The organism is Pseudomonas sp. 1176_21 (assembly GCF_052850635.1).
Genome location: NZ_VXCV01000002.1, coordinates 220,092 through 240,656, shown reverse-complemented (window position 1 = coordinate 240,656; position 20,565 = coordinate 220,092). Strand labels below are relative to the sequence as shown.

Here is a 20,565-nt window from a genome sequence, read left to right as displayed (position 1 = left end):
CCCATGCCCGAGCTACCTGAAGTCGAGACCACCCGCCGCGGCATTGCGCCGTACCTTGAAGGGCAGCGTGTCAGCCGTGTGGTGGTGCGTGAACGGCGCCTGCGCTGGCCGATACCCGAAGACCTCGACGTACGCCTGTCGGGGCAGCGCTTCGTGTCGGTGGAACGGCGTGCCAAGTACCTGCTGCTCAACGCCGAGGTGGGCACGCTGATCAGCCACCTGGGCATGTCGGGCAACCTGCGGCTGGTGGAGATCGGCCTGCCGGCGGCCAAGCACGAGCATGTGGACATCGAGCTGGAGTCGGGGCTGGCGCTGCGCTACACCGACCCGCGCCGGTTTGGCGCGATGCTCTGGGCCCCCGACCCGTTGCAGCACGAGCTGCTGCTGCGCCTGGGCCCGGAGCCGCTGACCGACCTGTTCGATGGCGAGCGGCTGTTCCAGCTGTCGCGCGGGCGCTCGATGGCGGTCAAGCCGTTCATCATGGACAACGCGGTGGTGGTGGGGGTGGGCAACATCTATGCGACCGAGGCGCTGTTCGCGGCGGGCATTGACCCGCGGCGACCGGCCGGGGGCATTTCGCGGGCGCGCTACCTGCGCCTGGCCATCGAGATCAAGCGCATCCTGGCCGCCGCCATCGAGCGTGGCGGCACCACCCTGCGCGACTTCATCGGCGGCGACGGCCAGCCGGGCTACTTCCAGCAGGAACTGTTCGTGTACGGGCGCGGGGAAGAACCGTGCAAGGTGTGCGGCACGGTGCTGCGCAACGTGACCCTGGGCCAGCGCGCCAGCGTGTTCTGCCCGCGCTGCCAGACCTAGCGGCCTGTATCAGGCCTTGCCGGTGATCCTGCGGTACTTGGCCATCAGCTCGTCTTCGGTTTCCGGGTGCGCTTCATCCAGCGGGATGCAGTCGACCGGGCAGACCTGCTGGCACTGCGGTTCGTCGTAATGGCCAACGCACTGGGTGCACAGGTTGGGGTCGATCACGTAGATCTCTTCGCCCTGGGAGATGGCGGCGTTCGGGCACTCGGGTTCGCAGACGTCGCAATTGATGCAATCGTCGGTGATGATCAGGGACATGGGGACTCCGGCCGGGGCGTCAGGCCCGGGCATATGAAAACCAATGGGCACAATTGTGCCGCATTAACGCCCGCAGTGCACGCGGGCGCGGTTTTCGATGCGGGCGCGGTTACTTCTTGAAGCGCTCGGTGAGTGCGTCAGCCACTACCGGGTGCACGAACTTGGTGATATCGCCGCCCAGCGCCGCGATTTCGCGCACCAGGGTCGAGGATATGAACGAATAGCGCTCGGACGGCGTCAGGAACAGGCTTTCGACGTCGGGCGCCAGTTGCCGGTTCATGTTCGCCAGCTGGAACTCGTACTCGAAGTCCGAAACCGCGCGCAGGCCGCGCAGGAACACATTGGCCTGCTGCTCCTTGGCGAAATGCGCCAGCAGCGTGGAGAAGCCGATGACCTGCACGTTGGGCAGGTGCTTGGTGACCTCACGCGCCAGCTCTACCCGTTGTTCCAGGGGGAACAGCGGGTTCTTCTTGGGGCTGGCGGCGACCGCGATGATCACCTCGTCGAACAGCCGGGAGGCCCGCTCGACCAGATCGCCATGGCCTTTGGTAATAGGGTCGAATGTACCTGGGTACAACACTCGGTTCATCGCGTCGTCCTGGCAGGAGTGCGTTTGGGAGTCGGATGGTATCGCAGCAGCTGCGGTCGGCCAAGTCGCCATCGCCGGCTCAAGGCACTATAGACAGGCGTGATAATGCTTGTCACCCGCTGCAGGCCGAGTGTCTGGTGCCTTGAAAGTATCGACCCCATCGCGGGTCAGGCCCGCTCCCACAGGCTATGCATCTCTTTGTGGGAGCGGGCCTGACCCGCGATGGGGTCGCTGCAACGTCAGCGAATGAACAGACGATAGACCCACCGCTGCAGCGCCTTCCCATACGGCGGATAGATCAGCCGCGCCGCATTCACCCGCGACTTGGCGAACACCGCCCGGGCATGACTGAAGGTCTTGAAGCCCTCGTGCCCGTGGTAGTTGCCCATCCCCGACGGCCCGACCCCGCCAAACGGCAGGTCGTCCTGGGCCACGTGCAGCAGGGTGTCGTTCAGGCACACGCCGCCGGAATGGGTCTGCTCCAGCACCCGCCGCTGCTCGGCACGGTCGTGGCCGAAGTAGTACAGCGCCAGCGGGCGCGGGCGCTGGTTCACATAGGCCAGCGCCTCGGCCAGGCTGTCATAGGGCACCACCGGCAGCAGCGGGCCGAAGATCTCGTCCTGCATCACCTGCATGCTGTCATCGACCTGCAGCAGCACCTGCGGCGGCAGGCGCCGACCTTCGCGGGCTTCGCCGGGGTACAGGTCGAGCACGCTGGCGCCCTTGTTGCGGGCATCGCGCAAATAGCCTTCCAGGCGCGCCAGGTGACGCACATTGATGATCGCGCTGTAGTCCGGGTTGTTTCGCACCTGTGGATAAAACCGCAGCACCGCCTCGCGATAGGCCTGCACGAAGCCCTCCAGGCGCTCGCGCGGTACCAGCGCGTAGTCCGGGGCAACGCAGGTCTGCCCGGCGTTGAGGGTCTTGCCGAAGGCGATGCGCTCGGCCGCCTGGGCCAGCGGTACACTGGCCGACACGATGGCCGGCGACTTGCCGCCCAGCTCCAGGGTCACCGGGGTCAGGTTGGTGGCTGCCGCCGCCATCACCTGGCGGCCGATGCTGGTGGCGCCGGTGAACAGCAGGTGATCGAACGGCAGGCGCGAGAAGGCCTCGCCCACGCCAGCATCGCCCAGCACCACGCTGACCAGGTCGTCGGGAAACACTTCGCCCAGCAGGCGCTGAAGCAGTGCCGCGGTGGCCGGGGTGGCTTCGCTGAGCTTGAGCATCACCCGGTTGCCCGCTGCCAGCGCCGCGGTGAGCGGGCCGATGGCCAGAAACAGCGGGTAGTTCCATGGCACGATGATGCCCACCACGCCCAGCGGCTGGTACAGCACCCGCGCGCTGGCCGGCTGGAACGCCAGGCCCACCGTGCGCCGCACCGGCTTCATCCAGCCCTTGAGGTGGCGCTCGGCGTGGCGAATGCCCTGCACGCTGGGCATCAGTTCGGCCAGCAGGGTCTCGTCGGCGCTGCGCCCGGCAAAGTCGCGGTCGATCGCCGCGACCAGGGCCGACTGGTTCGCCAGCAGCAGCCGGCGCAGGCTGGCAAGCCACTGCAGGCGCTGCGCCGCCGGCGCCATGGGCAGCCCGGCAAAGGCCCGGCGCTGCTGTTCGAACAGGGTCTGGAGGGGCATGCGGGCTCCGTGGCAGGGCAAGTGTGCCTGGAGCATATACGCCGGTTGTGCAGGTGGTACATCCCGTGGCGGATACGCCGTAAGATAAGCCTATTCCTTCAAGCTCATGCCTTTGGAGCTGACCATGGCACCGCGCATCAAGACCCGCGAGCTCATCGTGCAGAACAGCCTCGAGCTGTTCAACCAGCAGGGTGAACGCAGTGTCAGCACCAACCACATTGCTGCGCACATGGAAATCTCGCCGGGCAACCTCTATTACCACTTCGCCAACAAGCAGGCGATCATCGCCGTGCTGTTCACCCAGTACGAGGCGCTGGTGGAAGGCTTTCTGCGCCCGCCCCAGGGGCGCGCCGCCACCGTCGAGGACAAGCGCTTCTACCTCGAGGCGCTGCTGTCGGCGATGTGGAACTATCGCTTCCTGCACCGCGACCTCGAACACCTGCTCGGCCACGACCCGACCCTGGCTGCGCGCTACCGACGTTTTTCGCAGCGCTGCCTGCTGCAGGGCCAGGCCATCTACCGAGGTTTCGTCGAGGCCGACATCGTGGCCATGGACACCGTGCAGATCGAATCGCTGACCCTCAATGCCTGGATCGTGCTGACCTCCTGGGTGCGCTTTCTGTGCACCACCCGCGAGCACTCCGCGCACCTGAGCGAAGAGGCGATCAAGCGCGGCGTGTACCAGGTGCTGGTGCTGGAGCTCGGTTTCGTCACCGCCAGCGCGCGCCCTGCAGTGGATGCGCTGTGCAAGGAATTCTACGTGCCGCTGGACCAGGCACTGGAACAGTAGGCCGCCCACCCCCTTTGAATCGATATGGAGACCGACATGCCACTCGCGCAACTGATCGCACCCCAGCAACTGGCAGAGCGCCTGGGCGCTCCGAAGCTGGTGATTCTCGATTGTCGCTTTGCCCTGGAAGACGTCGACTATGGCCAGCGCAGCTATGCCGAAGGGCATATCGCCGGCGCGCACTTCGCCGACCTGGAGCGTGACCTGAGCGGGCCGGTGGTCAAGGGCGTGACCGGTCGCCACCCCTTGCCCGACCCGCAGCAACTGATCGAACGGCTGCGCAGCTGGGGCATCGACAACGACAGCGACGTGGTGCTCTACGACGATGGCCCCGGAGCCTTTGCCGCGCGGGCCTGGTGGTTGCTGGCATGGCTGGGCAAGCGCGACGGGGTGGCGATCCTCGATGGCGGGCTCAAGGCCTGGCACGCGGCCGGGTTGCCGCTGAGCCTGGATGCCTGTGACAAGCGTGAAGGCAGCTTCAGCGGGCAGCCCGATGCGAGCCTGGTGCTGGACGCCGCCGAGTTGGCCAATGGCCTGGGCACGCCCGACCTGACCCTGCTCGACGCCCGTGCGCTGCCGCGTTTTCGCGGCGAGGTGGAGCCCATCGACCCGGTGGCCGGGCATATCCCGGGTGCGCATTGCGCGGCCTTCACCGACAACCTGGGGCCCGATGGTCGTTTTCTGTCGCCCCAGCAGCTCAAGCAGCGCTTTGCCGCCTTGCTCGGTACGCGCCAGCCGCAGGCGCTGGTGGCCTATTGCGGCTCGGGGGTGACGGCCTGCCATAACCTGTTCGCCCTGGCCTTGGCCGGTTATCCGCTGGCGCGGCTGTACGCCGGTTCGTGGAGCGAGTGGATCACCGACCCGCAGCGTCCGGTGGCCAAGGGCGACTGATCAGGCCCCGCTGGCCAGCCACTGTGGAATGCGCCGCTCCAGGTAGTAGCCGGGCTGGCGCAGGCTGCCGTCGACAAAGCCCACGTGACCGCCATGACGGTGCAGCTCCAGGGTGGTCTGGCTGGCCAGTTCGGCGGCCCCTGGCAGGCTGTGGCTGAACACGAACGGATCGTCCTGGGCATGGATGATCAGCGTGGGCGTACGGTTTTCACCCAGGTAGTAGCGGCTCGACGAGCGCTGGTAGTAGTCGTGGGCGTCGCTGAAGCCGTTCAGCGGTGCGGTCACACGGCCGTCGAAATCCCAGAAGGTGCGCAGGTTTTCCAGCGGGCCGAGGCGGTCCAGGGTTGCCAGGCCCTCATGGTGACCGTGGTGCTGGAAGTGGCGCTGCTTGTCCTTCACGTAGCCCAGCATGGCGCGCATGAAGTGCGCCTGGTACACCCGTGAAAACCCCAGGCCGATGCGGTCGGCGCACTGGTCCAGGCGAAACGGCACCGACACCGCCACGGCCGCCTGCAACTGGCTGGCCGTACCCGCTTCCCCCAGGTGCTTGAGCAGCACGTTGCCACCCAGCGAATAACCCACCGCGTACAGCGGTGCCTGCGGGCGCTGGGTGCGCAGGTGGGCGATGACTTCGGCCAGGTCTTCGCTGGCGCCAGAGTGGTAGCTGCGCGGCAACAGGTTCGGCTCGCCCGAGCATCCGCGCCAGTTGACCGCCACGCTGGCCCAGCCCTGCGCCGCCAGGGCGCGCTGCAGGCCGATGACGTAATGGGAGGTCGACGAGCCGGTCAGGCCGTGCAGTACCACCACCAGTGGCGTGGTGGTGGCAAGCGGGCCGTGCCAGTCCAGGTCGAGGAAATCGCCGTCGGCCAGCCACAGGCGCTCACGCCGATGTGCAAGCGGTGGCGACTTGCGCCAGAGCGGGCCCCAGAGCGTCTGCACATGGGGGTTGCGCAGGCCGGTGGCTGGCTTGAACGGGGGTGGGGTGGCGCTGGACATCGTCGAGGTCTCTTGAGCGGGCGGCAGACCCTGTGATCAGTGTATGTGCGCAAGCGCAGGTCTGCTGCCGCCAAAGCATATTCAGCAGGCGTCACTTCGGGCAAGGGCTGTCGGTTGGCGAGGCTGAGGTCGTGGAAGGGTGTGCTGGGCGAGTGCCGGGCTGCTGAGGGTCAGCAGCCCGGCGGTGGTGCAGGCGGCACGCACAAGCCGGTTGGTGATCGGTGCCGTACCTGGGGGGCGCCGGAGCACGATCAGGCAAAGCACCTCAGGCGGCGGCTGCAGTTTGCTGGAGGCGGGGCGACGTTCAGCCGCGTTCCCACAAGGCATAGTGCACCTGACCGGCCTTCTTTTCCCGGTGCAGGCGCCAGTTGCCCGGCAGTTGCAGGGTCGACGGCGCGGTTTCGCTTTCGGTGTAGATCCACGCGTGCTCGGCCAGCCAGTGGCGCTCTTCGAGCAGCGCACAGGTGGCCGGCAGCAGGTCCTGGTGGAAGGGCGGGTCGAGGAACACCACGTCGAACGGGGCCTTGGGTTCGCCTTGCAGGTAGCGCACCACGTCGGTCTGGATCACCTGCCCGGTGGGGCAGCGCAGCAGCTCCAGATTGTCCTTGAGGTTCTCGATGGCGGCGCGGTTGCTGTCCAGCGCCACGGCCGAGGCCGCGCCGCGCGACAGTGCTTCGAGAAACAGCGCGCCGCTGCCGGCAAAGGCGTCCAGCACGCGGGCGCCCTCGATGTGCGCGGTCAGCCAGTTGAACAGGGTTTCGCGCACCCGGTCGGGGGTAGGGCGCAGGCCCGGTGCGTCAGGAAAGCTCAGGCGGCGGCTGCGCCACTCGCCGGCGATGATGCGCAGCTGGCCCTGGCCGCCGTGGGTGGCGGCCTTGGATTTGGCGGATGGACTGGCCATTAATGCTCCGGTACGCCAAGCGGCTGCTCGGCGGGTTTGTCAGTGGGCGGTGGCAGCGGCTGTTGCGCCACCTTCGGCCCGGCGGTCACGATGACCATCTTGTCGGCGGCCAGGTGCTTGTTGAGGGCAGCACGCACCTGCTCGACGGTGAGGCTCTGGGACTTCTGCATGAAGTCCTCGAGGAAATTCAGCGGCAGGTCATAGAAGCCGATGGCCCCCAGTTGGCCGACGATGCTCGCATTGCTGGCGGTGGACAGCGGGAAGCTGCCGGCCAGTTCGCGCTTGGCATCGTCCAGCTCCTGCTGGGTGGGGCCGGTCTTGAGGTAGTCGCGCAGGATGTCCTGTACCAGCTTGAGCGTGCCTTCGCTGAGTTCGGCACGGGTCTGCAGGTTGATCATGAACGGGCCACGCACCTGCATCGGGCTGAATACCGAGTACACGCCGTAGGTCAGGCCGCGCTTTTCGCGCACTTCGCTCATCAGGCGGGTGCCGAAGGCGCCGCCGCCGAGGATCGAGTTGCCCAGCGACAGGGCCGCGTAGTCCGGGTCGGCGCGGTCGATGCCCAACTGGGCCAGCATCAGGTGGGTCTGCTTGGACGGGAAGTCGATGTGGTTGACGCCCGGCTTGGGTTCGCTCGGTTGTGCCAGCTTGGGCAGCGCCGGGCCCTTGGGCAGCGCGGCGGAGACCTGCGCGGCAATCGCCTCGGCTTCCGTGCGGCTGAGGTCGCCGACCAGTGCGATCACCACGTTGCCGGCGGCATAGGCCTTGGCATGGAAAGCGCGCAGCTGGTCCAGGGTGATCGGCGGGATGCTCCTGGCGTCGCCATCGCTGGGGTGCCCGTAGGGATGCTTGCCGTAGAGCTTCTCGAACAGCTCGATGCTGGCCAGCTTGCCGGGGTTCTGCTTCTGGTACTCGAAGCCTGCGAGCATCTGGTTCTTGATGCGCTTGAGCGCGTCTTCAGGGAAGGTCGGCTTGCCCACCACTTCGGCGAACAGCTTCAGGGCCGGCTCGCGCTTGTCCTTGGCGCTCAGGCTGCGCAGCGAGGCCACCGCCATGTCGCGGTAGGCACCGTTGCCGAAATCCGCGCCCAGGCCTTCGAAGCCGGCGGCGATGGCGCCGACGTCCTTGCCTGCCACGCCTTCGTTGAGCATGGCGTTGGTCAGGGTGGCCAGGCCCGGCAGGTTACCGTCCTGGCTGCTGCCGGCGGCGAAGGTCAGGCGCAGGTCGAACATCGGCAGTTCGTGGGCTTCGACGAACAGCACCTTGGCGCCTTCGGCGGTGTTCCAGGTCTTGATGTCGAGGTTGCGTCGGCTCGGTGCCTTGCCGTCCAGCTCGGCCAGCGATTGCAGGTTGGCGCCGGGCTTGGCGGCCGCAGTGTCGGCATGGGCGGGGCCGGCCAGGCACACGGCGCTCAGCAGCAACGCGCCGAATACGCCGCGGCCCTTCGGGGTGTGGCGTGGGGTGGTGTGCTCAGTCATGCGCCTGCTCCTCGGGCAATACATGCGCAACGCTCAGGCGTTCGCGGGTGAAATAGGTGCGGGCGGCACTCTGGATGTCGGCCGGGGTCACGCTCTTGAGCTCGTCGAGCTCCTTGTCGATGAGCTTCCACGACAGCCCGACGGTCTCCAGTTGGCCGATGGTGGTGGCCTGGCTGCTGATCGAGTCGCGGTCGTAGACCAGCCCGGCAATCACCTGGGCGCGCACGCGCTCCAGCTCTTCAGCGGTTGGCGGGGTGGTTTTCAGCTCGTCGAGCAGCTTCCAGACGCCGCTTTCGACCTCGGCCAGGGTCTTTTTCTTCTGCGTGTTGGGCACCGCGGAAAGCACGAACAGGCTGTCGCCACGGGTGAACGGGTTGTAGCTGGCCGACGCGCCGGCCACCAGTTCCTGACCGCGTTCCAGGCGGGTGGCCATGCGCGCGCTGTAGCCGCCGTCGAGCAGGGCCGCGATCAGGCGCAGGGCGTGGACGCTGCGCGGGTCCTTGGCGGTGGCCAGGCCCGGCACGTTGAAGCCGTAGATCAGGCTCGGCAGTTGGGTGCGCACATGCACGGTGAGCTGGCGCAGGCCCGGCTCGGCCAGTTCCAGCGGCAGTTTGGCAGGGGGTGTGGCGCGCTTGGGGATGGCACCGAAGTAACGCTGGGCCAGGCCCTTGACCTCGTCGGCGGTGACGTCGCCGACCACCACCAGGGTGGCGTTGTTGGGCACGTACCAGGCTTCGTACCAGTGGCGCAGCTCTTCGACCTTCATGCGTTCGAGGTCGGCCATCCAGCCGATGGTCGGGGTGTGGTAGCCGCTGGCCGGGTGGGCCATGGCGCTGAACAGCTCCATGGCCTTGGAGTTGGGCTGATCGTCGACGCGCAGGCGGCGCTCTTCCTTGATGACCTCGATTTCGCGGCTGAACTCTTCGGGCGGCAGGCGCAGGCTGCCCATGCGATCGGCTTCCAGTTCCAGGGCCACGCCCAGGCGGTCGCGGGCCAGCACCTGGTAGTAGGCGGTGTAGTCGTCGCTGGTGAAGGCGTTCTCTTCGGCGCCCAGGTCACGCAGGATGCGTGAGGCTTCGCCAGGCCCCAGCTTGTTGCTGCCCTTGAACATCATGTGTTCCAGGGCATGGGACAAGCCGGTCTGACCCGGGGTCTCGTAGCTGGAGCCGACCTTGTACCAGACCTGCGATACCACCACCGGGGCGCGATGGTCTTCACGCACGATGACCTTGAGGCCGTTGTCGAGGGTGAATTCATGGGTGGGCTGGACGTCGGCGGCAACCGCCACCAGGGGCATGACAATTGTGCTGAGCAGCAGGCCGGCGGCGCGGCGGGCTAGAGCATTCATTGATGATTCAACCTGTAGGGCTGCCCGCATGGCCTTAGCGTCGGCGGGCTAGGAGGTGCTAGGATACTGATCCGGTTGCCTGACGACCATGCCTGTCGAGATCAAGCGTTGCAGGCGTCCCGACAAAATGTTGCGCATGAACCAGTCGGCTTGACCATAGTCTGTTCTGCGTTAGAAGAATTTTGAGGCGCCACACTGGCGCATCGCTACCCTGAGATAGCCGTCTTCCATGTTTGGTTCCAACGACGACAAAAAGACCCCGGCCGCGGCCGGTGAAAAGAAAGGCCTGTTCGGCTGGCTGCGCAAAAAGCCCCAGCAACCTGTTGTCGAACAGCCCGAAACCCCAGTGCCAGAGGCGCTGGAGCCTATCGCCCCGACTTTGCCTGAGCCGGTAGCCGTCGAGCCCGCCCCGGTCGCGAGCGCGCCCGTCGCCGTCGAGGATCACCCCAGCAGCCTGGTGCTGCCGGTGCCCGAAGAGCCGGTGGCGCTGGTGGCCGACCTCGAGCCCCACGTCCCCCCGCCGATTCCCGAGCGCCCAGCCCCCGAGCCTGCCCCGCAGTACGCTGCGCCCGAGCCTGTGGTAGCGCCTGCGCCGCAGTACGCCGCGCCCGAGCCGGTGATCGAGGCTGTACCGCAGTACAGCGCGCCCGAGCCGGTGGTCGAGCCTGTACCGCAGTACAACGCACCCGAGCCGGTGGTCGAGCCGCCTGCAGTGGTGCCGCCCGCACCTGTTGCGGCCACCGAGGTCGCCCTGCCTGTTCCCGAGGCCGCCCCGTCGGTGCCTGAAACCACCACCAAGGCCGGCTTCTTCGCCCGCCTCAAGCAGGGCCTATCCAAGACCAGCGCCAGTATCGGCGAGGGCATGGCCAGCCTGTTCCTGGGCAAGAAGGTCATCGACGACGACCTGCTCGAAGAGATCGAGACCCGCCTGCTGACCGCCGACGTCGGCGTCGAGGCCACCTCGGTGATCGTGCAGAGCCTCACCCAGAAGGTCGCACGCAAGCAGCTGGCCGATGCCGATGCCCTGTACAAGTCGCTGCAGGGCGAGCTGACCGACCTGCTCAAGCCGGTCGAACAGCCGCTGAAGGTGCATGCCGCGAACAAGCCGTTCGTGATCCTGGTGGTCGGCGTCAACGGCGCCGGCAAGACCACCACCATCGGCAAGCTGGCGAAAAAGCTCCAGCTCGAAGGCAAGAAGGTCATGCTGGCCGCCGGCGATACCTTCCGTGCTGCCGCGGTGGAGCAGCTGCAGGTATGGGGCGAGCGCAACCAGATCCCGGTGATCGCCCAGCACACCGGCGCCGACTCCGCTTCGGTGATCTTCGACGCGGTGCAGGCGGCCAAGGCGCGCAACATCGACGTGCTGATCGCCGACACCGCCGGTCGCCTGCACACCAAAGACAACCTGATGGAAGAGCTGAAGAAGGTTCGCCGCGTGATCGGCAAGCTGGACGCCGACGCGCCGCACGAGGTGCTGCTGGTGCTGGACGCCGGCACCGGGCAGAACGCCATCAACCAGGCCAAGCACTTCAACCAGAGCGTGGAGCTCACCGGCCTGGCGCTGACCAAGCTCGACGGCACCGCCAAGGGCGGGGTGATCTTCGCCCTGGCCAAGCAGTTCGGCCTGCCGATCCGCTACATTGGTGTGGGCGAAGGCATCGATGACCTGCGCACCTTCGAAGCCGAGCCCTTCGTACAAGCCTTGTTTGCCGAGCGGGAGCCTTCATGATCCGATTCGAACAGGTCGCCAAGCGTTACCCTAACGGTCACGTTGGCCTGCATGAATTGAGTTTTCGGGTGCGTCGGGGCGAGTTCCTGTTCGTCACCGGCCATTCCGGCGCGGGCAAGAGCACCTTGCTGCGCCTGCTGCTGGCCATGGAGCGTCCGACCAGCGGCAAGCTGCTGCTGGCCGGCCAGGACCTGGGTCAGATCAGCAACGCGCAGATCCCGTTCCTGCGTCGCCAGATCGGCGTGGTGTTCCAGAACCACCAGCTGCTGTTCGACCGTACCGTGTTCAACAACGTCGCCCTGCCGCTGCAGATCCTGGGCCTGTCCAAGGTCGAGGTGGCCAAGCGTGTGGACGCGGCGCTGGAGCGTGTGGCCCTGTCGGACAAGGCCCAGCTGTTCCCCGGCGACCTGTCCACCGGCCAGCAGCAACGGGTGGGCATTGCGCGTGCCATCGTGCACCGTCCGGCCCTGTTGCTGGCGGATGAACCCACCGGCAACCTCGACCCGCGCCTGGCGGCCGAGATCATGGGTGTTTTCGAAGATATCAACCGCCTGGGCACCAGCGTGCTGATCGCCAGCCACGACCTGGCGCTGATCGCGCGCATGCGCCATCGCATGCTGACCCTGCAGCGCGGCCGCTTGATCGGCGATGGGGAGGCCGGGCAATGAGTGCAACACGTAGTCCCAAGGTGTCCGAGCGGGTGGCCCCTGCGGCAGCCGAGCCAAGCCCTCAGAAACAGAAAAAGCGCCGTGATGATGACGATGACGGCCCGGATTTCAGCACGCTGCTGCACGCCTGGCTGGAAAGCCATCGCTCCAGCCTGCTCGACAGCCTGCGTCGCCTGGGCAAGCAGCCGATCGGCAGCTTCTTCACCTGCCTGGTGATGGCCGTGGCCCTGAGCCTGCCGATGGGGTTGTCGCTGCTGCTGAGCAATGTCGAGCGCCTGGGCGGCTCGTGGCAGCGTGCAGCGCAGATTTCGCTGTACCTCAAACTTGACGCCAGCGTGAGCGAAGGCGAAGCCCTGCGTACCCAGATCAAGGGCATGCCGGGGGTGGCCGATGCCGAGTATGTCAGCCGTGAACAGGCCCTCGACGAGTTCCAGCAGCAGTCCGGGCTGGGCGAGGCCTTGCGCGAGCTGCCGGAGAACCCCTTGCCTGGCGTGGTCGTGGTGACCCCGGCCGAAGTCGACAAGCCAGCGCTGGAGGCCCTGCGCCAACGCCTGGCCGAACTGCCCAAGGTGGAGCTGGCCCAGCTCGACCTGGTGTGGGTGGAGCGGCTGGCGGCGATCCTCAAGCTGGGTGATCGCTTTGTCTTCGGCCTGACCGTGCTGCTGGTGTCGGCGCTGCTGCTGGTCATCGGCAACACCATTCGCCTGCATATCGAGAACCGCCGTACCGAAATCGAGGTCATCAAGCTGGTGGGCGGTACCGATGCCTACGTGCGCCGGCCGTTCCTGTACATGGGCGCGTTGTATGGCCTGGGGGCAGGCGTACTGTCCTGGGGGGTGCTGGCGTTCGGCCTCAACTGGCTGGATGACGCGGTCGTCGGGCTATCGGGTCTGTACGGCAGCGATTTCTCGCTGGCCGGGGTGCCGCCTGCCGATGGTCTGTCGCTCTTGCTTGGGGCGGTGCTGTTAGGGTATATCGGTGCTTGGATTGCGGTCGCTCGGCATCTGCGTGAGCTTGCACCGCGATAGTGTCTTCCAGCCGTCATTGACTATCGTGTATTTCGGGAACTTGTTTCGCGGTTCCCGGTCAATGGTGGCAGTGCCTGATGGCACAATTCAGTGAGTCGGAGGTTTTTTCGTATGACCACTTCGTTGCAACCTGCCTATGCCTTGGTCCCGGGTGCGAACCTGGAGGCCTATGTGCACACGGTCAACAGCATTCCATTGCTGACGCCCGAGCAGGAGCGTGAACTGGCCGAGAGTCTCTACTATGAGCAGGATCTGGGGGCGGCTCGGCAGATGGTGCTCGCCCACCTGCGTTTTGTCGTACATATCGCGCGTAGCTATTCGGGCTACGGGCTGGCCCAGGCCGACCTGATTCAGGAAGGCAACGTTGGCCTGATGAAAGCGGTCAAGCGTTTCAACCCCGAGATGGGTGTGCGCCTGGTGTCCTTTGCCGTGCACTGGATCAAGGCCGAAATTCACGAATTCATCCTGCGCAACTGGCGCATCGTCAAGGTCGCGACCACCAAGGCGCAGCGCAAGCTGTTCTTCAACCTGCGCAGCCAGAAGAAGCGTCTGGCCTGGCTGAACAACGATGAAGTGCATCGTGTGGCCGAAAGCCTGGGTGTGGAGCCGCGTGAAGTGCGCGAGATGGAAAGCCGCCTGACCGGTCAGGACATGGCCTTCGACCCGGCCAGCGAGGCGGACGACGACAGCGCGTTCCAGTCGCCGGCCAACTACCTCGAAGACCACCGTTACGACCCGGCACGTCAGCTGGAGGATGCGGACTGGAGCGACAGCTCCTCGAACAACCTGCACGAGGCGCTGCAAGGCCTGGACGACCGTAGCCGCGACATCCTGTACCAGCGCTGGCTGGCCGAAGAGAAGGCCACGCTGCATGACCTGGCGGCCAAGTACAGCGTGTCGGCCGAGCGTATCCGGCAGCTGGAGAAGAATGCGATGAACAAGGTCAAAGCCCTGATCGCTGCCTGATCTGCGGGACCCTGAGGGCCCCTTCACCGGCAAGGCCGGCTCCTACAACAATCCCTGTAGGAGCCGGCCTTGCCGGTGAAGGGGCCCTCTTTGTTTCAGTTGGCCCAGGGCGCCTTGCGCGGCTCATCCAGTTGCACCAGGTAGCCGCTGCCGCCCAGCTGGCTCATCTGCTGACGGATCCACGCCGCCCGTCGCGCCACATAGCTGCTGGGCCGGCTTGCGCTCCAGTTGCGCGGGCTGGGCAGCACCGCCGCCAGAAGGCTGGCCTGCTGGCGCGTCAGCTTGCTCGCATCGGTACCGAAGTGATGGCGCGCCGCTGCCTGGGCGCCGAACACGCCGTCATCCCACTCGGCGCTGTTGAGGTACACCTCCAGAATGCGCTCCTTGGACCACAGCAGCTCGATCAGTGCGGTAAACCATGCCTCCAGCCCTTTGCGCAGCCAACTGCGGCCGGCCCACAGGAACTGGTTCTTGGCCACCTGCTGACTCAGTGTGCTGGCGCCGCGAAGCGTGCCGCCACGCTCGTTGTGTGCCAGTGCGGCCTGGATGGCATTGAAGTCGAAACCCCAGTGCCCGGCGAACTTCTGGTCCTCGCCGGCAATCACCGCCACCTTCAGTTCATCGGAAATCTCGCCCCATGGGCGCCAGTCGCGTTGCAGGTCGATGGGCTGGCCGTCGACCCACGATTCCACCTTGCGCTCGACCATCAGCATGGTGCCCGGCGGCGGTACCCAGCGAAACAGCAGCACCAGCAACACGCTGGCAACGGCGAACCAGAGCAGGGCGCGGGTGAGGCGGCGGATCAGGGATGAAAGCATAGAGATGGCTTGGCCGAACCGAATGAGCGGGCCATTATACAGACCCTGTGCCCCCAAGGAGTCTTGCGCATGCTTCGCAGCTTTCTGTTGCTCGCCGCCTTTTTCGGCTTTACCGGCGTGGCCCTCGGTGCCTTCGCCGCCCATGGCCTCAAGGGCCGCCTGAGCCAGGAGTACCTGGCGATCTTCCATACCGGCGTCACCTACCAGCTGGTGCACGCCCTGGCCCTGCTGGGCGTGGCAGTGCTCTGGGCGCACCTGCCCGGGCGACTCACGGCCTGGGCCGGTGGTCTGTTCTGCCTGGGCATCGTGCTGTTTTCCGGTAGCCTGTACCTGTTGACCCTGAGTGGCATCGGCAAGCTCGGCATCATCACCCCTTTTGGCGGCCTGGCCTTCCTCGGCGGCTGGCTGTGCCTGGGCCTGGCGGCCTGGCGCCTGGGTTGACCCGCGGGTCCGGATCGAGACGAATGGCGCCGCTTGGCCTTGGGTTCAGCCCCGGATAGGGGCTAGAATGCGGGCCCCTAAAAACAATGGCGGCCGTGCGCATGCGCATTCAACTGAACGGTGAACCTTTCGAATTGCCCGACGGCGAAAGCGTCGCGGCCCTGCTAACCCGGCTCGACCTCGCAGGTCGCCGGGTGGCGGTGGAGCTGAACCTGGACATCGTGCCGCGCAGCCAGCACGACGCCACCGCCCTGCGCGAAGGCGACCAGGTCGAGGTGGTTCACGCCATCGGCGGCGGCTAGGCCCACGCGCTTCACCTGCAAGTCCCTCAACCTTCAAGAGGATTACCGATGAGCAATGTTCGTAGCGACAAGCCCTTCACGCTGGCCGGTCGTACCTTCCAGTCGCGCCTGCTGGTCGGTACCGGCAAGTACCGCGACATGGAAGAAACCCGCCTGGCCATCGAGGCCTCGGGTGCCGAGATCGTCACCGTCGCCGTGCGCCGCACCAACCTGGGCCAGAACCCGGGCGAGCCGAACCTGCTCGACGTGCTGCCACCGGACCGCTACACCATCCTGCCGAACACTGCCGGCTGCTACGACGCGGTCGAGGCCGTGCGCACCTGCCGCCTGGCCCGCGAACTGCTCGACGGGCACAACCTGGTCAAGCTCGAAGTGCTGGCCGACCAGAAGACGCTGTTCCCCAACGTGATCGAAACCATCAAGGCCGCCGAAGTGCTGGTCAAGGACGGTTTCGACGTGATGGTCTACACCAGCGACGACCCGATCATCGCGCGTCAGCTGGCCGAAATCGGCTGCATCGCGGTCATGCCGCTGGCAGGCCTGATCGGTACGGGCCTGGGCATCTGCAACCCGTACAACCTGCGCATCATTCTCGAGGAATCGAAAGTGCCGGTGCTGGTCGATGCCGGTGTGGGTACCGCGTCGGACGCCACCATTGCCATGGAAATGGGCTGCGAGGCAGTGCTGATGAACTCCGCCATCGCCCATGCCGAACAACCGGTGATGATGGCCGAAGCCATGAAGCACGCCATCGTGGCGGGCCGCCTGGCCTACCTGGCCGGCCGCATGCCGAAAAAACTCTATGCCAGCGCCTCGTCGCCGCTGGATGGTCTGATCAAGTAAGAGCCCCTGATGACTGAATCGCAAGAATCGCCGATCACCGCCGAAGGCGAAGAACGCCAACACCGCCGCATCAAGAGTTTCGTGATGCGTGCCGGGCGCATGACCGAAGGCCAGCAGCGCGGCCTGGACCAGGGCGCGCCGCTGTTCGTGCTGCCACTGGCCGACAGCCCGGTGGATTACGACCAGGTGTTCGGCCGTTCGGCGCCGCGCACCCTGGAGATCGGCTTCGGCATGGGCCATTCCCTGCTGGAGATGGCTGCCGCCGCGCCCGAGCAGGACTTCATCGGTGTCGAAGTGCACCGCCCGGGCGTGGGCGCGCTGCTCAATGGCGTGCTGACCCAGGGCCTGCAGAACCTGCGGGTGTATGACTGCGATGCCATCGAAGTGCTGAACAAGTGCGTGGCCGACAACAGCCTGGACCGCCTGATGCTGTTCTTCCCGGACCCGTGGCACAAGAGCCGTCACCACAAGCGTCGCATCGTGCAGCCGGAATTTGCCGAGCTGGTGCGCAGCAAGCTGAAAGTGGGCGGCGTGTTCCACATGGCGACCGACTGGGAACCGTACGCCGAGTACATGCTGGAAGTGATGAATGTCGCGCCGGGGTACAGGAACCTGGCCGAAGACGGCAAGTGCGTACCTCGCCCTGCCGAGCGTCCGATCACCAAGTTCGAACGCCGTGGCGAGCGCCTGGGGCATGGGGTGTGGGATCTGAAGTTCGAAAAACTGGCCTGATTGCCGGCGAGCGCTGCGCGCTCGAATCGCGGGTCAAGCCCGCTCCCACAGGTACAGCGCTGACCTCGAAATCAGCGTAGTACCTGTGGGAGCGGGCTTGACCCGCGATGCTTCTAGCGGCGGTCTGCGACCACGCCAAGCAACACCAGCACCACCAGCAGCACCGGCGCCAGTGCATAGTTGTTGAACTGGCTCAGCCCGCGTACCACCCACGGCGTGGCATAGATCAACGCCGCACCACTGCCGATCAGCACCAGCAGGGCCATGAACGGCACGCGCAACGCACCTGCCAGCCCGCCCAGGCGCTGTTCGACCCAGCCCTTGATGTCGGTGCCGAACAACACCAGCAAACAGCCTACAAGCGCCAGAGAGATCTCCGACAGGTTACTGCGGCTCCAGCGGGAGACGGTCGAGAGCAGGTCGAGTACCAGGTCCATTCGCTATCCTTAGGTCAAGAAATACTGCAGCAGGTCGTTGAGAAACAGCTGGCCCCGCGGTGTCGCCACCAGCCGCGTCGGTTCGACCTGCAAAAGGCCCTTTTGTTCGGCTTCACGGCGCGCAGCCGCCAGTTGTTCCAGCGGCAGGCCGGTACGCTGCGCGAACAGCGCGGCCTCCACGCCCTCGGTCAGGCGCAGGGCGTTCATCAGGAACTCGAACGGCAGTTCGTCCACCGCCAGCAGCTTGTCGCCCGCCTTGAACGCCTTGGCCGGGTTCAGGTAGTCCTTGGGCAGCCGGGTCTTCCAGGTGCGCACGATGCGCCCGTCCGGGTGGCTGAGCTTGCCGTGGGCACCGGCGCCGATGCCGATGAAGTCGCCAAAGCTCCAGTAGTTGAGGTTGTGCCGCGCCGGGCGCCCGGGCTGGGCGTAGGCCGACACTTCGTACTGGCGGTAGCCGTGCTCGGCCATCAGCGCCTGCCCGGCCTCCTGGATATCCCACAGGATGTCGTCCTCGGGCAGCAGCGGCGGCTGGTTCCAGAACACCGTGTTCGGCTCCAGGGTCAACTGGTACCACGACAGGTGGGCAGGGTTGAGCGCGATGGCCTGGCGCAGGTCGCCCAGCGCATCGTCCAGCGACTGTTCGGGCAGGCCGTGCATCAGGTCCAGGTTGAAGTTGTCGAACCCCGCCGCACGCGCCATGCCGGCCGCACGAACCGCCTCGTCACCGTTGTGGATGCGCCCCAGCGCCTGGAGCTTGGCCTGCTGGAAGCTCTGCACGCCGATCGACAGGCGATTGATGCCCAGTTGCCGGTAGGCCTTGAACTTCTCCTGCTCGAAGGTCCCGGGGTTGGCCTCCAGGGTGATCTCGATGTCGGCGGCGAACGGGATGCGTTGCTCCACGCCCGCCAGCAGGCGGCCCAGCGCACGGGCACTGAACAGGCTCGGGGTACCGCCGCCAAAGAAGATCGAGCTGATCGGTCGCCCGTACACCGCGCCCAGCTCCTGGTCGAGGTCGGCGAGCAGGGCGTCGACGTAGGCCTCTTCCGGCAGCTGCGGGGTGGCGGCATGGGAGTTGAAGTCGCAGTACGGGCATTTGCGCACGCACCACGGGATATGGATGTACAGCGACAGCGGCGGCAGATGCGCGAGTGCCGCCCGTGGTGCGTTGGAGCTGAAGCCAGCCTCGCCCAGATGCAGTGGCTGTGCCGGCGTGCGGTCGGTCATTGCAGGCCCAGGCGCTGACGCAGCAGGCTCATGGCGCGGGCGCGGTGGCTGATCTGGTTCTTGTCGGCGGGGCTCAGCTCGGCGCTGGAGCAGTCGCGCTCCGGTACCCAGAACAGCGGGTCGTAGCCAAAGCCGTGGGCACCGCTGGCCTGGTGCAGGATGCGCCCATGCCACAGGCCCTCGCACAGGATCGGCAGCGGGTCGTCGGCATGGCGTACCAGCGCCAGCACGCACACGAACTGCGCGCCGCGCTCGGCGTCCGGCACGTCCTTGAGTACCTCGAGCAACTTGGCGTTGTTCGCCGCGTCGCCCTGGCCATCGGCGTAGCGCGCCGAGTAAATGCCCGGCGCACCACCGAGAAAGTCCACCGCCAGGCCCGAGTCGTCGGCCAGGGCCGGCAGCCCGGAGATACGTGCGGCATTGCGCGCCTTGAGGATGGCGTTCTCGACGAACGACAGGCCGGTTTCCTCCGGCTCGACGCTGCTGAATTCGCCAATCGAACGCAGTTGCACGGTGTCACCGAGCATGGCCTGCAGTTCCTTGAGCTTGCCGGCGTTGTGGCTGGCCAATACGAGTTGCTGGATGTTCATCATTCGCCTGGGAAGAGCTCTTGGTTGAAACTGATGGTCTCGGTCTTGCCACCAATTGCAACATTGATCGTGAAGGTGCGGGTTTCCTGCTGCTCCACCGGGAACTGGGCGATGTAGTAGATCGCGCCCTGTTCGGTGATCTGCTTGAAGCTGAGCGGCACCGTGCGGCTGCTCAGGTCCTTGACGCTGCCGCTGACCTGGGTCACCTGCGGCTTGCCGGCCTTGATCACCGACACGTTGATCACGCCCTGGTTCTTGCTGCGCACCAGTTGCGCCGCCTTGGCGATGTCCGGCTGCAGGAAGGTGGAGATGAAGGTGCTGTAGTGCACCGTGGTGTCACCGAAGACTTCCTTGCGCTCGCCCTTGATCGCATCGGCAGCAAGCGCCGTCGTGCTCAGGCAGGCAACCAGTAAAAAGCTCAACAAGCGACCCATGATCTGTCTCCTCCAGTGTGGGTTGTTCAAACCGCGACCTTGTGTTCCTGCAGGCCCGGGCTGCTGACACGGTAAATGCCGATCTCCCCTAGAAGATTAGGCCATAGCTTGCTCGCCCACCCATGCCGGTGCATATGGTCGACCGCCAGGCGGTCGAGCACCTGGGCGCGACGTTCGCTGCACAGCGCCTCGAAATCCTCGAAGGTGCAGAAGTGGATGTTCGGCGTGTTGTACCAGGTATACGGCATGAAGTCCGACACTGGCATGCGACCCTTGGTCGCCAGGTACCAGCGGCAGCGCCAGTGGCCGAAGTTGGGGAAGGTGATGATGCACTGGCGGCCCACGCGCAGCATTTCGTCGAGGATCCGGTCGGGGTACTCCACGGCCTGCAGGGCCTGGGTCATGACCACCACGTCGAAGCTGTTGCTGGCGAAGTTGCCCAGGCCCTTGTCCAGGTCCTGCTCGATGACGTTGACGCCCTTGGCCACGCACTGGGCGATGTTGTCGGGGTCGATTTCCAGGCCGTAGCCAGCCACCTGCTTGGTGTCACGCAGCGAGGCGAGCAGCTCGCCAGTACCGCAACCGAGGTCGAGTACCCGGCTGCCGGCGGGGATCCAGTCTTGGATGATTTCCAGGTCGGCTCTCATGGGGT

Annotated in this window: 22 protein-coding genes and 2 pseudogenes; 11 read left to right on the top strand and 13 right to left on the bottom strand. The window is 66.0% G+C overall.

Features of this window, described 5'->3' with window-relative positions; translation table 11 throughout:
- Positions 1-3: 3 nt before the first annotated feature.
- Entirely contained in the window at positions 4-816 is an 813-nt protein-coding gene (gene mutM, locus FW760_RS06095) for a bifunctional DNA-formamidopyrimidine glycosylase/DNA-(apurinic or apyrimidinic site) lyase (RefSeq protein ID WP_058541780.1), read from the top strand.
- Positions 817-825: 9 nt separating this feature from the next.
- Here the strand turns inward: mutM and FW760_RS06090 are convergent, their stop codons facing one another.
- The 3 genes from FW760_RS06090 to FW760_RS06080 form a co-directional block, all read right to left on the bottom strand.
- Positions 826-1,077: a YfhL family 4Fe-4S dicluster ferredoxin gene (locus tag FW760_RS06090; RefSeq protein WP_011531711.1), complete on the bottom strand. Its 252-nt coding sequence runs from the start codon at positions 1,075-1,077 to the stop codon at positions 826-828.
- A 109-nt stretch (positions 1,078-1,186) separates the two neighbouring features.
- A complete protein-coding gene (gene coaD, locus FW760_RS06085) occupies positions 1,187-1,666 on the bottom strand; it encodes a pantetheine-phosphate adenylyltransferase (protein ID WP_043859996.1) in 480 nt (159 codons plus the stop codon).
- A gap of 239 nt (positions 1,667-1,905) precedes the next feature.
- The gene (locus FW760_RS06080; RefSeq protein WP_446443698.1) at positions 1,906-3,333 is read right to left on the bottom strand and encodes a coniferyl aldehyde dehydrogenase; all 1,428 of its coding nucleotides are present in this window, start codon (positions 3,331-3,333) and stop codon (positions 1,906-1,908) included.
- An 88-nt stretch (positions 3,334-3,421) separates the two neighbouring features.
- Between FW760_RS06080 and FW760_RS06075 the strand changes: the two genes are divergently transcribed.
- Together FW760_RS06075 and FW760_RS06070 are read left to right on the top strand one after the other, a co-directional pair.
- A complete protein-coding gene (locus FW760_RS06075) occupies positions 3,422-4,087 on the top strand; it encodes a TetR/AcrR family transcriptional regulator (RefSeq protein ID WP_043859994.1) in 666 nt (221 codons plus the stop codon).
- 36 nt (positions 4,088-4,123) lie between these two features.
- The gene (locus FW760_RS06070; RefSeq protein ID WP_315404989.1) at positions 4,124-4,978 is read left to right on the top strand and encodes a sulfurtransferase; all 855 of its coding nucleotides are present in this window, start codon (positions 4,124-4,126) and stop codon (positions 4,976-4,978) included.
- On the opposite strand, the gene FW760_RS06065 is transcribed toward FW760_RS06070, so the two are convergent.
- From FW760_RS06065 to FW760_RS06050, 4 genes and pseudogenes are all read right to left on the bottom strand, one after another.
- Entirely contained in the window at positions 4,979-5,974 is a 996-nt protein-coding gene (locus tag FW760_RS06065) for a hydrolase (RefSeq protein WP_043859993.1), read from the bottom strand.
- A gap of 304 nt (positions 5,975-6,278) precedes the next feature.
- Positions 6,279-6,875, bottom strand: a complete 597-nt coding sequence (rsmD, locus tag FW760_RS06060) for a 16S rRNA (guanine(966)-N(2))-methyltransferase RsmD (protein WP_116052389.1) — start codon at positions 6,873-6,875, stop codon at positions 6,279-6,281.
- Positions 6,875-8,242: pseudogene (locus FW760_RS06055) on the bottom strand (M16 family metallopeptidase); the annotation flags it as partial. The pseudogene FW760_RS06055 and the gene rsmD, both read right to left, overlap by 1 nt.
- Before the next feature lie 103 nt (positions 8,243-8,345).
- The gene (locus FW760_RS06050; protein WP_043859990.1) at positions 8,346-9,701 is read right to left on the bottom strand and encodes a M16 family metallopeptidase; all 1,356 of its coding nucleotides are present in this window, start codon (positions 9,699-9,701) and stop codon (positions 8,346-8,348) included.
- A 229-nt stretch (positions 9,702-9,930) separates the two neighbouring features.
- On the opposite strand from FW760_RS06050, the gene ftsY reads away from it, so the two are divergent.
- The 4 genes from ftsY to rpoH all read left to right on the top strand — a co-directional run bounded on the left by ftsY (position 9,931) and on the right by rpoH (position 14,092).
- Positions 9,931-11,430 carry a signal recognition particle-docking protein FtsY gene (ftsY, locus tag FW760_RS06045; protein ID WP_123753417.1) on the top strand — a complete coding sequence of 500 codons (1,500 nt, stop codon included), beginning with the start codon at positions 9,931-9,933 and terminating at the stop codon, positions 11,428-11,430.
- Complete coding sequence (gene ftsE / locus FW760_RS06040; protein WP_043860122.1) at positions 11,427-12,098, top strand: cell division ATP-binding protein FtsE; 672 nt, start codon at positions 11,427-11,429, stop codon at positions 12,096-12,098. Before ftsY ends, ftsE begins: the two co-directional genes overlap by 4 nt.
- Positions 12,095-13,126 (top strand): permease-like cell division protein FtsX, encoded by a 1,032-nt coding sequence (ftsX, locus tag FW760_RS06035; protein WP_043860123.1) that lies wholly within the window; start codon positions 12,095-12,097, stop codon positions 13,124-13,126. The genes ftsE and ftsX overlap by 4 nt, the downstream gene beginning before the upstream one ends.
- Before the next feature lie 111 nt (positions 13,127-13,237).
- Positions 13,238-14,092 carry an RNA polymerase sigma factor RpoH gene (gene rpoH / locus FW760_RS06030; RefSeq protein ID WP_043860124.1) on the top strand — a complete coding sequence of 285 codons (855 nt, stop codon included), beginning with the start codon at positions 13,238-13,240 and terminating at the stop codon, positions 14,090-14,092.
- A gap of 95 nt (positions 14,093-14,187) precedes the next feature.
- On the opposite strand, the pseudogene mtgA reads toward rpoH, so the two are convergent.
- Positions 14,188-14,945: pseudogene (gene mtgA, locus FW760_RS06025) on the bottom strand (monofunctional biosynthetic peptidoglycan transglycosylase).
- Positions 14,946-14,979: 34 nt separating this feature from the next.
- Between mtgA and FW760_RS06020 the strand changes: the two are divergent.
- The 4 genes from FW760_RS06020 to trmB all read left to right on the top strand — a co-directional run bounded on the left by FW760_RS06020 (position 14,980) and on the right by trmB (position 17,228).
- Positions 14,980-15,351, top strand: a complete 372-nt coding sequence (locus FW760_RS06020; RefSeq protein ID WP_043860126.1) for a DUF423 domain-containing protein — start codon at positions 14,980-14,982, stop codon at positions 15,349-15,351.
- Positions 15,352-15,452: 101 nt separating this feature from the next.
- Positions 15,453-15,653 (top strand): sulfur carrier protein ThiS, encoded by a 201-nt coding sequence (gene thiS, locus FW760_RS06015; protein WP_043860147.1) that lies wholly within the window; start codon positions 15,453-15,455, stop codon positions 15,651-15,653.
- Positions 15,654-15,701: 48 nt separating this feature from the next.
- A complete protein-coding gene (locus FW760_RS06010) occupies positions 15,702-16,496 on the top strand; it encodes a thiazole synthase (RefSeq protein ID WP_043860127.1) in 795 nt (264 codons plus the stop codon).
- Positions 16,497-16,505: 9 nt separating this feature from the next.
- A complete protein-coding gene (gene trmB, locus FW760_RS06005; RefSeq protein ID WP_043860128.1) occupies positions 16,506-17,228 on the top strand; it encodes a tRNA (guanosine(46)-N7)-methyltransferase TrmB in 723 nt (240 codons plus the stop codon).
- Between the two features lie 113 nt (positions 17,229-17,341).
- Here trmB and FW760_RS06000 read toward each other — a convergent pair whose 3' ends face one another.
- The 5 genes from FW760_RS06000 to metW are packed head-to-tail and all read right to left on the bottom strand — an operon-like array spanning position 17,342 to position 20,560.
- Positions 17,342-17,665 carry a DUF3392 family protein gene (locus tag FW760_RS06000; RefSeq protein WP_043860129.1) on the bottom strand — a complete coding sequence of 108 codons (324 nt, stop codon included), beginning with the start codon at positions 17,663-17,665 and terminating at the stop codon, positions 17,342-17,344.
- A gap of 9 nt (positions 17,666-17,674) precedes the next feature.
- Positions 17,675-18,889 (bottom strand): radical SAM family heme chaperone HemW, encoded by a 1,215-nt coding sequence (hemW, locus tag FW760_RS05995; RefSeq protein ID WP_446443697.1) that lies wholly within the window; start codon positions 18,887-18,889, stop codon positions 17,675-17,677.
- The gene (gene rdgB, locus FW760_RS05990) at positions 18,886-19,482 is read right to left on the bottom strand and encodes an RdgB/HAM1 family non-canonical purine NTP pyrophosphatase (protein ID WP_043860131.1); all 597 of its coding nucleotides are present in this window, start codon (positions 19,480-19,482) and stop codon (positions 18,886-18,888) included. Before rdgB ends, hemW begins: the two co-directional genes overlap by 4 nt.
- Positions 19,479-19,913, bottom strand: a complete 435-nt coding sequence (locus FW760_RS05985; RefSeq protein ID WP_043860132.1) for a DUF4426 domain-containing protein — start codon at positions 19,911-19,913, stop codon at positions 19,479-19,481. Before FW760_RS05985 ends, rdgB begins: the two co-directional genes overlap by 4 nt.
- Before the next feature lie 26 nt (positions 19,914-19,939).
- On the bottom strand, positions 19,940-20,560 hold the full coding sequence (metW, locus tag FW760_RS05980; RefSeq protein ID WP_043860133.1) for a methionine biosynthesis protein MetW: 621 nt from the start codon (positions 20,558-20,560) through the stop codon (positions 19,940-19,942).
- Positions 20,561-20,565 lie beyond the last annotated feature (5 nt).

Coding starts and splice junctions, on each gene's coding strand:
- ftsE (WP_043860122.1), top strand. CDS start 11,427: ATGATCCGATTCGAACAGGTCGCCAAGCGTTACCCTAACGGTCACGTT.
- mutM (WP_058541780.1), top strand. CDS start 4: ATGCCCGAGCTACCTGAAGTCGAGACCACCCGCCGCGGCATTGCGCCG.
- rdgB (WP_043860131.1), bottom strand. CDS start 19,482: ATGATGAACATCCAGCAACTCGTATTGGCCAGCCACAACGCCGGCAAG.
- ftsY (WP_123753417.1), top strand. CDS start 9,931: ATGTTTGGTTCCAACGACGACAAAAAGACCCCGGCCGCGGCCGGTGAA.
- FW760_RS06065 (WP_043859993.1), bottom strand. CDS start 5,974: ATGTCCAGCGCCACCCCACCCCCGTTCAAGCCAGCCACCGGCCTGCGC.
- rpoH (WP_043860124.1), top strand. CDS start 13,238: ATGACCACTTCGTTGCAACCTGCCTATGCCTTGGTCCCGGGTGCGAAC.
- FW760_RS06090 (WP_011531711.1), bottom strand. CDS start 1,077: ATGTCCCTGATCATCACCGACGATTGCATCAATTGCGACGTCTGCGAA.
- rsmD (WP_116052389.1), bottom strand. CDS start 6,875: ATGGCCAGTCCATCCGCCAAATCCAAGGCCGCCACCCACGGCGGCCAG.
- trmB (WP_043860128.1), top strand. CDS start 16,506: ATGACTGAATCGCAAGAATCGCCGATCACCGCCGAAGGCGAAGAACGC.
- FW760_RS06010 (WP_043860127.1), top strand. CDS start 15,702: ATGAGCAATGTTCGTAGCGACAAGCCCTTCACGCTGGCCGGTCGTACC.
- ftsX (WP_043860123.1), top strand. CDS start 12,095: ATGAGTGCAACACGTAGTCCCAAGGTGTCCGAGCGGGTGGCCCCTGCG.
- hemW (WP_446443697.1), bottom strand. CDS start 18,889: ATGACCGACCGCACGCCGGCACAGCCACTGCATCTGGGCGAGGCTGGC.
- FW760_RS06070 (WP_315404989.1), top strand. CDS start 4,124: ATGCCACTCGCGCAACTGATCGCACCCCAGCAACTGGCAGAGCGCCTG.
- coaD (WP_043859996.1), bottom strand. CDS start 1,666: ATGAACCGAGTGTTGTACCCAGGTACATTCGACCCTATTACCAAAGGC.
- FW760_RS06080 (WP_446443698.1), bottom strand. CDS start 3,333: ATGCTCCAGGCACACTTGCCCTGCCACGGAGCCCGCATGCCCCTCCAG.
- FW760_RS05985 (WP_043860132.1), bottom strand. CDS start 19,913: ATGGGTCGCTTGTTGAGCTTTTTACTGGTTGCCTGCCTGAGCACGACG.
- FW760_RS06050 (WP_043859990.1), bottom strand. CDS start 9,701: ATGAATGCTCTAGCCCGCCGCGCCGCCGGCCTGCTGCTCAGCACAATT.
- thiS (WP_043860147.1), top strand. CDS start 15,453: ATGCGCATTCAACTGAACGGTGAACCTTTCGAATTGCCCGACGGCGAA.
- FW760_RS06020 (WP_043860126.1), top strand. CDS start 14,980: ATGCTTCGCAGCTTTCTGTTGCTCGCCGCCTTTTTCGGCTTTACCGGC.
- FW760_RS06000 (WP_043860129.1), bottom strand. CDS start 17,665: ATGGACCTGGTACTCGACCTGCTCTCGACCGTCTCCCGCTGGAGCCGC.
- metW (WP_043860133.1), bottom strand. CDS start 20,560: ATGAGAGCCGACCTGGAAATCATCCAAGACTGGATCCCCGCCGGCAGC.
- FW760_RS06075 (WP_043859994.1), top strand. CDS start 3,422: ATGGCACCGCGCATCAAGACCCGCGAGCTCATCGTGCAGAACAGCCTC.